Genomic DNA, 11,408 nt, shown 5'->3' with positions numbered 1-11,408 from the left:
TCGAATTGCGGCGCGCGGCGCAGCGCGGCACGCCGCCGGACGACGTGGCGCGGCGCGAGGAAGCGGGGCGGCGTCTGCTCGACGAAGCGATTTCGATGGCGCGTGCCGATGGCGCGCCGCTGTGGGCCTTGCGCGCCACGCTCGATCTCGCGACGTACGAACTCGACAAGGGCGAGACGGCGCGCGCGGTTGCGTTGATCGACGGTCTCGATGATTCGGCGTGGGATCGCACGTCGAATGCGCCCGATTTTCAGCGCCTCGCCGCGCTCAGGCAGACGCTGCAGTCGGCACGCACGCAGCGCGCGGCGCGGCTCGCGCCGCAGTGAACGCCGCGCGAGCGGCGCGTTTTGCAAGACAACTAGCGTCGGCCCGTCGCGTGCGGTCTGCCGATCAGCAGGAAATGCACGCAAGCGATGAGCGGGAAGACCAGCGCCACGCTCGCGACCAGCGTCCAGCCGCCGCGTTCGTACAAGGGGCCCGCGAGCGCGGAGCCGAACGCGCCGCCCACGAAAATGCTCGTCATATACAGCGCGTTGAGGCGATTGCGGCTCGCCGCGTGCAGCGCATAGATCTCGCGCTGGCCGAGCACCATGTTCATCTGCGCGGCGAAGTCGAGCGCGATGCCCGTCACCACGAGCCCGAACACGCCGAACGCCGGATGCACGAGCGCGGGCAGGAACGACAGCGTGCCGACGATCAGCGCAACCACGGTCGCGCGCACGGAATGGCCGGCGTCGGCGAGTCGTCCCGAGACGGGCGCCGAGGTCGCGCCAATCGCACCGACGAGCGCGAACAGCGCGATGGCGGTCTGCGAGAGGCCGTAATGGCGCGTGAGTTCGATCGGCACGGCGGTCCAGAACAGGCTGAACGAGGCGAACATCAGCGCCTGATAGAGCGCGCGATGACGCAGCACCGGCATGGCGCGCACGAGCGTGATCAGCGAGCCGAGCAGGGCGAAGTAGGTCGCGCGATGCTCGGGTTGACGGCGTGGAATCGTCAGCGCGAGCACGCCGGTCACGAGCGTCATCAGCACGGCTGCGCCGGCGAATACGGTGCGCCAGCCGAAGTGATCGGCGACCACGCTCGACAGCGGCCGTGACAGCAGGATGCCGAGCAGCAAGCCGCCCATGATCGTGCCGACGATGCGTCCGCGCGCGTGATCGGGCGCAAGATGCGCGGCGAGCGGAATCAGGATCTGCACCGCCACCGAACTGAAGCCGATCAGCAGTGAGATCGCCAGAAACACGCTCGCCGAGTGCGCGAGCGAGGCCGCGATGAGACTCGCGATCGACACCAGCGCGGTCACGATCATCAGGCGGCGGTTTTCGAGCAGATCGCCGAGCGGCACGATGAAGAACAGGCCGAGCGCATAGCCGATCTGCGTGAGCGAGACGATCAGGCTCGCGGTGCCGCCCGTCATGTGCAGCGACGGCGCGATCAGTTCGATGATCGGCTGCGCGTAATAGAGATTCGCGACGATCGCGCCGCAACTGAATGCGAACAGCGCGATGAGTCCCTGAGTGAGCCGCACGGCGTGCGGCTTGCCGCCGTGCGTGCGCGAAGGCGTGGACATAGGCATTCCTTGAACGATGAATCGGTGCGAGCAGCATAGGCGCGCCGTCGTGGCGGCGGAATGGGGCGGCGACGCAATCCCGCGTTGCGTGGCGCGCAACGGCCCGGACTCGTCAGCGCTCATGGTCGTTTTCGCGCTGGCATAATGCCCGCCATGGACAAGCTACTCGCTTTGAAGACCCTGCTCGAAGTGGCCGACGCCGCCGGTTTCGCCAAGGCGGCGCAACGTCTCGGCGTGGCGACCTCGTCGGTCACGCGTTTGATGGATGCGCTCGAACAGGACGTCGGCGCGGTGCTGCTCACGCGCACGCCGCGCCGTGTCAGCCTGACCGATGCGGGCGCGACCTACGTCGAGCAGATCGCCAAAGTGCTCGACGATCTCGCGGAAGCCGACGAAAGCGTGCTCGACAGCGGCGCGGAACCGGCGGGCATGCTGCGTATCGCGGTGCCGTCGACCTATAACCGCGTGGTGCTTGCGCCGCATCTGGCCGCGTTTCTCAGCGAGCATCCGCGTATGGCGCTCGACGTGGTGGCCGCCGACCGCTATCTCGATCTCGCGCTGGAGCGCATCGATCTGGCGGTGCGCATCGGCGTGCCCGAATCGAATCCGCAACTCGTCGTGAAGACGCTCGCCGATAACGCGCGGATCGTGGTGGCGAGCGCCGCCTATATCGAGCGCGAAGGCATGCCGGACGCGCCCGCCGATCTCGCAGAGCGCAATTGTCTGCGCGTGAGTTATGGCGGCAGCTATCGCGCGCGCCAGGTCTGGACCTTCACGCAAGGCGAGACGCAGGAGGCGGTGAACGTGCGCGGCCGTCTCGTTTCGGACAGCATCGACATGCTGCTCGCCGCCGTGCTCGCGGCGCAGGGTTTCGCGCTGCTGCCCGCATGGCTCGTGCACGATGCGCTCGCGTCCGGTCAGCTCGTGCGCGCGTTTGACGGCTGGCACGTGAGTCCGCAAGGCGGCGATGTGGTCGTGCACGCCGCGTATCTGCCGAATCGGCGTCACTCGACTAAAGTACGCGCGCTGCTGCGTTTTCTCGAAGCGCGTCTGAACGTGCGCTGATCGGCTCGCGCTCGCGCGCACGATCGTTCAGGCGTTCGTTTTCTTCTTCCCTTCGACGATGCATCGCGGCCCCGCTCCGGCCGCCGATGCCGCATGCCTGTTGCCCGCGATCGAGCCAATCCGCATCTGAATTCAGGACTTTTCAGATCGCGACAAGGACTTTGCAGGTCCGTCTCCGTAATCTGCGCTCACGCATGCGGCGCCTGTTTCATGACTTCTCGCCCGCCGCATTGCGCCTGACTCACACGCGCAACCTCATCGCCCCTGCACGCGGCGATGCAACGACGGAGATCCAGCATGAACACGCAGCAAATCGACACGACCATTCCCTCGGCCTCGCGTCGCCGGATGCTTTCGGCCAGCGCGGGCATGGCCGGCGCCATGGCCGCCATGTCGAGCCTGTCCGCGAACGCGGCCACGACGGCAGGCGCCGCGCCCCACGCGCACGGCACGGGCCACCATCACGGCAGCAGCTACGTGAGCGCGAAGGACGGCACGCAGATCTACTTCAAGGACTGGGGCACGGGCACGCCGGTGGTGTTCTCGCACGGCTGGCCGCTGTGCGCCGACGCGTGGGACGCGCAGATGCTGTTCCTCGTGAACCAGGGCTATCGCGTGATCGCGCACGACCGCCGTGGTCATGGCCGCTCGGGCCAGCCGTCCGAGGGCAACGATATGGACACCTACGCCGACGACCTCGCCGCCGTGCTCGACGCACTCGACGTGAAGGGCGCGATGCTCGTGGGCCATTCGACGGGCGGCGGCGAAGTCGCGCATTACATCGGCCGTCATGGCGAGAAGCGCGTGGCGAAGGCCGTGCTGATCGGCGCGGTGCCGCCGCAAATGGTCAAGTCGCCGACCAACCCGAACGGCCTGCCGATGCAGGTGTTCGACAACATCCGCGCAGGCGTGGCCGCGAATCGCTCGCAGTTCTATCTGGATCTGGCGCAGCCGTTCTACGGCTTCAACCGTCCGAACGCGAAGGTCTCGCAAGGTCTCGTTCAGGAATTCTGGCGTCAGGGCATGGCTGGTTCGATCAAAGGCCAGTACGAGTGCATCAAGCAGTTCTCGGAAGTCGATTACACCGACGACCTGAAGAAGATCAGCGTGCCGACGCTGATCCTGCACGGCGACGACGACCAGATCGTGCCGATCGACGATTCGGCCAAGCTGTCCGCCAAGATTGTCAAGAACGCCACGCTGAAGATCTACGAAGGCGCACCGCACGGCATGTGCAGCACGCACGTCGACAAGGTCAACGCCGATCTGCTCGCCTTCCTGAAATCGTAAGCGATCCTGATCGAATTCAGGATATTTCAGCGCAACGACAAGGACGCGGCGGCGTGTGAGCCCTAATCTCAACGTCGCCGACCCAACCTTTACACGGAGCCTCTCATGGCAAAAGAACTGTTGACTCCCGATACCTGCGCACTCGCGCTGATCGACCACCAGCCGCAGATGTTCTTCGGCACGCACTCGCACGAGCGCACCACGGTGCTGCACAACGTGCAGATTCTCGCGAAGGCCGCGAAGCTCTTCAAGGTGCCGACGGTCCTCACGACCATCGCCGCCGATTCGTTCAGCGGCCATCTGCTGCCGGAAGTGCAGGCCGTGTTTCCGCAGCAAAAGCCCATCGACCGCACGTCGATGAACTCGTGGGAAGACGCGGGCTTCCGTGAAGCGATCAAGGCCACGGGCCGCAAGAAGATCGTGATCGCCGGTCTGTGGACGGAAGTCTGCGTGACGTTCCCGACGATCCAGATGCTCAACGAAGGCTTCGAGATCTACGTGCCGACCGACGCATGCGGCGACATCACGGAAGAAGCGCACGAGCGCGCCGTGCAGCGCATCGTCCAGGCAGGCGCGGTGCCGATGAACTCGCTGCAGTTCATGTGCGAACTGCAACGCGACTGGGCGCGCGGCGAGACCTACGAAGGCTGTATGGACATCTTCAAGGCGCACAGCGCGTACGGCATCGGCGTGCGTTACGCCAAGCAGATCCTCGGCGAGCACGCGAGCGAGGCGGGCTAAAGCTGAACGGCTCGCGCTTCGCGCGAGTCTCGCTGGACGACGCGCGCGAAGCGGCCTGAAAAAACCTGAAGGCCGGTTTCGCGGGCAGCTGCAAACCCAATAACCGCATCGAGAACACAGGAGGGCGTCGATGAGCGCACCCGATCAACCTGCCCGCGTCGCCGACCTGGTGATCTACAACGGCAAGATTGCCACCCAGGACGAGCGCCGCTCGTTCGTCACCGCGCTGGCCGTGTCGAACGGCAAGGTCGTGGCGACCGGCAACGAGCGCGACGTCATGCAATGGGCGTGCGACGACGCCCGCCGCATCGACCTGAACGGCCGTACCGTGATTCCGGGTCTCAACGACTCGCACCTGCACGTGATTCGCGGCGGTCTGAACTTCAATATGGAACTGCGCTGGGACGGCGTGCCGTCGCTGGCCGACGCGCTCGCGATGCTGCGCGAGCAGGTCGCGCGCACGCCCGCGCCGCAATGGGTGCGCGTGGTGGGCGGCTGGAACGAATTCCAGTTCGCCGAAAAGCGCGGCCCGACGCTCGAAGAGATCAACGCGATCGCGCCCGACACGCCGGTCTTCATCCTGCACCTGTACGACAGCGCGCTGCTCAACGCGGCGGCGCTGCGCGCGGTGGGTTACGACCGCGACACGCCCAATCCGCCGGGCGGCGAAATTCAGCGCGACCGGCGCGGCAATCCCACCGGCATGCTGATCGCGCGTCCGAACGCGGGCCTGCTCTACGCCACGCTGGCGAAGGGCCCGAAGCTCGCGCTTGACGATCAGATGAATTCTTCGCGCCAGTTCATGCGTGAACTGAACCGGCTCGGCGTGACGAGCGCCATCGACGCGGGCGGCGGTTATCAGGCCTATCCCGACGACTACGCCGTCATCATGGAACTGGCGAAGCGCGATCAGCTGAGCATCCGCATCGCGTACAACCTGTTCACGCAGAACGCGAAGCGCGAGGTGGAAGACTTCGCGAAGTGGGTGAAGGCCACGCGTCCCGGCGACGGCGACGACTTCCTCAAGGTCAACGGCGCGGGCGAAATGCTGGTGTTTTCGGCCGCCGACTTCGAAGACTTCCTCGAACCGCGTCCCGATCTGCCCGAAGGCATGGAGCAAGAACTCGAAGACGTCGTGCGCCTGCTGGTGCAAAACCGCTGGCCGTGGCGTCTGCACGCGACCTACGACGAGTCGATCGACCGCTTCCTGAACGTGTTCGAGCGCGTCAACGCCGACACGCCGTTCAACGGTCTGCGTTGGTTCTTCGACCACTGCGAAACGATTTCCGAGCGCAATATCGAGCGTATCGCGGCGCTGGGCGGCGGCATCGCCGTGCAGCATCGGATGGCGTATCAGGGCGAATATTTCATCGCGCGTTATGGCGCCGAAGCCGCCGCGCAAACGCCGCCGGTGCGCAAGATGCTCGAAGCGGGCCTGCCCGTGGGCGCGGGCACCGACGCCACGCGCGTCGCCAGCTACAACCCGTTCGTGTCGCTCTACTGGCTGGCCTCCGGGCGCACCGTGGGCGGCACGCCGATGTACGCGCAGCGCGACCGTCTCGACCGCATGGAAGCACTGCGCCGCTACACGGTGGGCAGCGCCTGGTTCTCGAACGACGAGACGAAAAAGGGCGCGCTCGTGCCGGGCCAGTACGCCGACTTTGCCGTGCTCAGCGACGACTTCTTCACGGTCGAGGAAGAGGCGATCAAGCATCTGACCTCGGTGCTGACCGTGGTGAACGGCCGCGTGGTGTACGCCGATGCGGAGTTCGACACGCTCGCGCCGCCCGCGTTGCCGGTCAGCCCGTCGTGGTCGCCGGTTGCGGAGTTCGGCGGTTACGCGCGCTATCGGCCGGTGGTGTCGAATTCGGCGGCGAACGCGGCATCGCTTGCGCAATCGTGCAGCGACGCCTGCGTGAACCTGTGCGGCGTGCACCAGCACGCCCACGGCCGCGCGTGGCGCAGCAACGCGCCGGTTTCGGACCAGAACGGCTTCTGGGGCGCGCTCGGCTGTAGCTGCTTCGCGTTCTGATCGGGGAGCGCGCCATCATGAAACGCATCGACACTACCGACGCCGCGCTGCTGTTCCTGCGCGTGGCCGCGAGTCTGCTCGTGCTGTTCGTGCACGGTCTGCCGAAGGCGCTGCACGTGCACGCACAACTGGGCGCGATCGAAGATCCGCTGCATCTGGGCAGTGGTTTTACGCTCGGATTCGCGATCTTCGCCGAAGTCGTCTGTCCGGTGCTGATGATTCTCGGCATCTACACGCGGCTCGCCGCGCTGCCGATTCTCGTCGTCACGGTGGTCGCGCTCGGCCTCGTGCATCCGGACTGGACGCTCGAACAAGGCCAGTTCGCATGGATGCTGCTGATCCTGTTCGGCACCGTGGCGATCGGCGGACCAGGCCGTTACCGGCTTGGCGCGCCTCTCGCCGCGCAGACGCATCGCGCTTGACCGGCGACGCGCGTCATCGACGTCACTCACAACAACGCACGGGAAAACGGGGCATGGGAACAGCGTCATGGAGAGCGGGCGGAGAAGTGGCGGGCGTGCGCATTCCGTGCACGCCGGTCGCCATCGCCGCGGCGGAGAGCGCGCACGCTTCGTTGCCGCCCGTGTTGCTCGGCCATGCGAGCCGCGTGTTCGTGTTCGCGGCGCTCAACGCGCGGCGCGGCGGCGTGGCCTGCGACGAGGGCACGCTCTACGTGAGTTCGATGTACGCAAACATGGGCTTGAGCGCCGCCTACGCGCATTCGACGGCGCGCTACGAACTCGACAGCGCCGACGCGGCGCGCCGCCTGTTGCATCACTATGGCGCGAGCGCGCGCGATCAGGACGAGGCGTGGCTCGCGATTGCGCTGCACACCACGCCGGGCGTGTCCGCGCGCGTCTCGCCGCTCGCGGACATGCTCGCGGCGGCGGTGCGTACGGACCTCGTCGCCGCGCAGTTCGACGATTACACGGGCGGCGAGCGCTCGGGCGTGCTGGCCGCGTATCCGCGCGGCAAGGGTTTCGAGGAGGAGATCATCGGCGCGATCGGACGCGGCGTGGCGCACCGTCCGCACACGACCTTCGGCACCGCGAGCGCGGACGTGCTCGACCGCGTCGATCCAAACTATTGCCGCGTGAATTTTTGCGGACAGATTCTGGGCTCGCGCTGGCAGGGCGCGCAGGCGGCCGATGGCCGGACGCCGCTGCATTCCCGCGCGGCGCCTCGCGCCTGACGCGGTCCGCTACAGCAGCACAGCAAGGAGAAGCAGACATGTCATACCTGATTTCGCTGGGAGCAGGCCTCGTGGTCGGCTTCCTCTATTACTTCTCGCGGGTGCAGTCGCCCGCGCCGCCGCTGATCGCGCTCGCGGGCCTGCTGGGCATCGTGATCGGCGAGCATGCGATTCCGTTCGTGCAGGCGCAGTTGAAGCCGCCCGTGGCGCAGTCACAGACGCAGACCGCGCCGCACGAAGTCAACCCGACCACCACCGTCGCCGCGGCGCAACCGTCATGCAGCAACGAGCCTTGAATCCCGCCGCCCTGCTCGCGCCGTTGCGCGGCGAAAACGTTGCGCTCGCGTTCGTCGCGGGCTATGTCGATACGCTCGGCTTCGTTGCGCTGTTCGGGCTGTTTACGGCGCACGTCACGGGCAATTTCATTCTGATCGGCTCGGGCCTCGCGGGCGCGGGCAGCGGGCTGCTGATCAAGTGGCTCGCGTTTCCGGCCTTTATCGCGGGCATCGTGGCGGCGCGTGTGCTCGACAACGCGCTGCGCGATTCCGCGCACGGCACCCGCGCCGGCGGCCTGTACGCCTTGCAGATCGCGCTGCTCGCCGCATTCATGATCGCGGGCGTGCTGGCCGCGCCGATCACGAACGCCGATGCGCCGCTCACGATCGTCTGCGGCCTGCTCGGCGCGGCGGGCATGGGCGTGCAGAACGCGCATGCGCGGCTCGCGTCGCGCAGCGTGGTCGCGAATACGGTCATGACCGGCAACGTCACGCAGGCCGTGATCGACGTGTTCGATCTGCTGTTTCCGGGTCGCACGCACGTGGACCCCGCCGACACGCGCGAGCGGCTCGCGCGCACGCTGCCGCCCGTGCTCGCGTTCGCGCTGGGCGCGGGCGGCGGTGCGCTGGGCTGGCTGACCGCTTCGTTCTGGGCGCTGGTCGTGCCGCTCGCGTTGCTGGCGATGCTGGCCGCGTCGGCGTGGCGCGAGGAACCGGCCGGATCCGCCGCTTGATTTTCAACGTTTCATCGTTTCGATTTTTCATCAGGAGCACTACGTGAATCTTTCCGCCCTTCAACGACCCGTGCGCGCGCTCGTCGTCGCGCTTGCGGCGCTTGGCGTCATGCTGCCCGCGTCGAACGCCTTCGCCGACGACGCGCAATATCCGCAAACCGCGCAAACGAAGCAATCGGCGCAATTGCCGGTGGTCTCGGTCGGTCCGCAATACGACACCACGCACGTCTACGTCGCCAACGACGACATCGACGCGTTCGTGAACAGCTTCCTCGCGACCTTCGGCGGCAAGGCTTCGCCGCGCGCCGTCTTCACGGTCACGCCGACGCCGAGCAAGACCGCGTCGCAATACGTGCAGACGCCGGTGGGCATGCTCTCGGTGTTCGCGTTCCAGACGCCGGTGCCGTACCCGTTCGGCAACGAGCGCACCGGTTATCTGGTCACCGATATCGACACGGCCGTGCGCGCCGCGCGTGCAGCGGGCGCCGACGTGCTGGTCGAATCGTTCGACGATCCGATCGGCAAGGACGCCATCATTCAATGGCCGGGCGGCCTGACGATGCAGCTTTACTGGCACACGAAGGCGCCGTCGTATGCGCCGCACGCGTACGTGCCGGACAACCGCGTGTATGTCTCGAAGTACGAAGCGCAGAATTTCATCAAGCGTTTCCTGCGCTTCTCGCACGGCAAGATCGTCTCCGATAACCACCGCGCGGACGGCGCCGAGATCGGCAAGCCGGGCGAAACGATCCGCCGCGTGCGTCTGCAATCGGGCTTCGGCAACATGCTCGTGTTCGTGACCGACGGCAAGCTGCCGTTCCCGTACGGCCGCGAAACGACCGGCTACGACGTGCCCGATCTGGACGCCACGCTCGCCAAGGCGCAGGCGGCCGGCGTGAAGGTGCTGGTGCCCGTCGCGCAGAACGTGGAAGGGCGCACGGCGATGGTCGAGTTCCCCGGCGGCTACGTGGCCGAACTGCATCAGCGCGCGAAGTAAGCAGCATGCTCACGAGCAAGAGAGTGCGCCGCCAGGCGCAGGGATGGCGGCGCGCGGCGCTCGCGGGCGCCGCGTTCGCCGGACTGCAGGCGGGCGCGGCGAATGCGGCGGATGCGCAAGCGGATGCGGCTTCCGCTGCGCCTGCCACTGCATCGGCTTCAACGTCGGCATCGGCGGCCTGCAACGCGCAACGTCCGATTCCGTCGTTCAACCGCTGGCAGGAAGACTGGGGCGCGCTTGCGAATCCGTGCGTGCCGCGCAAGCCGCTCGATGCGCTCAAGTACATGCCGCTGTCGAGCGATCCGACGTGGTATCTCTCGCTCGGCGCGAATCTGCGTGAGCGCTTCGAACTGAACAACACGCCGCTGTTCGGCCTCGGCGCGAACAGGCCCGACAGCTGGCTGATCCAGCGCGCCGAAGTGCACGCCGATGCGCATTTCGGCGAGCACGTCCAGGCGTTCTTTCAACTCGAAGACGCGCGTCCGTTCGGCAAGGACTCGGTCACGCCCGTCGACAAGAATCCGCTCGACATCGAGCAGGCGTTTGTCGCGTTCGTCTACGGCGTGGGCGGCGGCACCTTCAAGGCACGCGTGGGGCGTCAGGAAATGGCGTTCGACTTGCAGCGTTTCGTGTCCGTGCGCGATGGCCCGAACGTGCGCCAGGCCTTCGACGCGCTCTGGGCCGACTACGAGATCGGCAAGTGGCGCTTCATCGGCTATCTCACGCAGCCGGTGCAGTATCGCGACGATTCGGATTTCGACGATGTCTCCAACGGCCACTTGACCTTCGACGGCGTGCGCGTCGAGCGCGCGAGCGTCGGTCCCGGCGATCTCTCGGCGTACTGGTCGCGCTACGAGCGCGACAACGCGCGCTTCATCGACGCGAGCGGCAACGAGCGGCGCGATGTGTTCGACGCGCGCTACGCGGGCAAATCCGCGCCCTTCGACTGGGACGTGGAAACGATGTTCCAGACCGGCCACGTGGGCGCGGACACGGTGAGCGCGTGGGCGTTCGGCGCGCTCGGCGGCTACACGCTCGCTTCGCTGCCGGGCACGCCGCGCGTCGGCTTGCAGATCGACGGCGCGTCCGGCGATCACCATCCCGGCGACGGCCGCGTGGGCACCTTCAATCCGCTGTTTCCGAACGGCTATTACTTCACGCTCGCGGGCTACACCGGCTATAGCAACCTGATCCACGTAAAGCCTTCGCTGACGTTCAAGATCACGCCGAAGCTCACGCTGCTGACCGCGCTCGGTTTTCAGTGGCGCGAAACGACGGCCGACGCCGTTTACGGCCAGGGCATGGCGACGGTGCCGGGCACGGCGGGCGAGGGCAATCGCTACACGGGCATGTATGCGCAGGTGCGCGCCGACTGGATCGTCAACGACAACGTGGCGCTGGCGCTCGAAGCCGTGCACTTCAACGTGGGCAGCTCGATCCGCGCACTGGGCGCGCGCAATGCCGATTATGTGGGCGTCGAAGCGAAGTTCGGCTGGTGAAATCCGCCGC

General features: G+C 66.8%; 11 protein-coding genes and 1 pseudogene. 11 read left to right on the top strand and 1 reads right to left on the bottom strand.

Annotated features, from left to right (window positions below):
* Nucleotides 1-326: pseudogene (locus G3N97_RS17100) on the top strand (hypothetical protein); the annotation flags it as partial.
* A gap of 32 nt (nt 327-358) precedes the next feature.
* On the opposite strand, the gene G3N97_RS17095 reads toward G3N97_RS17100, so the two are convergent.
* Nucleotides 359-1,573 carry an MFS transporter gene (locus G3N97_RS17095; RefSeq protein WP_205994299.1) on the bottom strand — a complete coding sequence of 405 codons (1,215 nt, stop codon included), beginning with the start codon at nt 1,571-1,573 and terminating at the stop codon, nt 359-361.
* A 153-nt stretch (nt 1,574-1,726) separates the two neighbouring features.
* On the opposite strand from G3N97_RS17095, the gene G3N97_RS17090 reads away from it, so the two are divergent.
* From G3N97_RS17090 to G3N97_RS17045, 10 genes are all read left to right on the top strand, one after another.
* On the top strand, nt 1,727-2,638 hold the full coding sequence (locus G3N97_RS17090) for a LysR family transcriptional regulator (protein ID WP_205994298.1): 912 nt from the start codon (nt 1,727-1,729) through the stop codon (nt 2,636-2,638).
* 297 nt (nt 2,639-2,935) lie between these two features.
* Nucleotides 2,936-3,928 (top strand): alpha/beta hydrolase, encoded by a 993-nt coding sequence (locus G3N97_RS17085; protein ID WP_205994296.1) that lies wholly within the window; start codon nt 2,936-2,938, stop codon nt 3,926-3,928.
* A gap of 105 nt (nt 3,929-4,033) precedes the next feature.
* Nucleotides 4,034-4,669, top strand: coding sequence for a hydrolase (locus G3N97_RS17080; protein WP_065059686.1), 636 nt, complete (start codon nt 4,034-4,036; stop codon nt 4,667-4,669).
* A 130-nt stretch (nt 4,670-4,799) separates the two neighbouring features.
* Nucleotides 4,800-6,701 carry an amidohydrolase gene (locus G3N97_RS17075; protein WP_205994294.1) on the top strand — a complete coding sequence of 634 codons (1,902 nt, stop codon included), beginning with the start codon at nt 4,800-4,802 and terminating at the stop codon, nt 6,699-6,701.
* Between the two features lie 17 nt (nt 6,702-6,718).
* Nucleotides 6,719-7,123: a DoxX family protein gene (locus G3N97_RS17070; RefSeq protein ID WP_065059684.1), complete on the top strand. Its 405-nt coding sequence runs from the start codon at nt 6,719-6,721 to the stop codon at nt 7,121-7,123.
* A gap of 53 nt (nt 7,124-7,176) precedes the next feature.
* Nucleotides 7,177-7,893 (top strand): phosphohydrolase, encoded by a 717-nt coding sequence (locus tag G3N97_RS17065; protein ID WP_205994292.1) that lies wholly within the window; start codon nt 7,177-7,179, stop codon nt 7,891-7,893.
* Nucleotides 7,894-7,931: 38 nt separating this feature from the next.
* Nucleotides 7,932-8,189: a DUF1427 family protein gene (locus G3N97_RS17060; RefSeq protein ID WP_205994290.1), complete on the top strand. Its 258-nt coding sequence runs from the start codon at nt 7,932-7,934 to the stop codon at nt 8,187-8,189.
* Nucleotides 8,171-8,902, top strand: a complete 732-nt coding sequence (locus tag G3N97_RS17055) for a YoaK family protein (protein ID WP_205994288.1) — start codon at nt 8,171-8,173, stop codon at nt 8,900-8,902. The genes G3N97_RS17060 and G3N97_RS17055 overlap by 19 nt, the downstream gene beginning before the upstream one ends.
* A 43-nt stretch (nt 8,903-8,945) precedes the next feature.
* A complete protein-coding gene (locus G3N97_RS17050; protein ID WP_205994287.1) occupies nt 8,946-9,899 on the top strand; it encodes a glyoxalase in 954 nt (317 codons plus the stop codon).
* 5 nt (nt 9,900-9,904) lie between these two features.
* Nucleotides 9,905-11,398: an alginate export family protein gene (locus tag G3N97_RS17045; RefSeq protein ID WP_205994285.1), complete on the top strand. Its 1,494-nt coding sequence runs from the start codon at nt 9,905-9,907 to the stop codon at nt 11,396-11,398.
* Nucleotides 11,399-11,408: the final 10 nt, after the last annotated feature.

Origin of the sequence: Paraburkholderia sp. Ac-20347 (assembly GCF_017104805.1) — a bacterium.
Lineage (GTDB): Bacteria > Pseudomonadota > Gammaproteobacteria > Burkholderiales > Burkholderiaceae > Paraburkholderia > Paraburkholderia tropica.
This window is presented reverse-complemented; position numbering and strand designations above follow the sequence as displayed.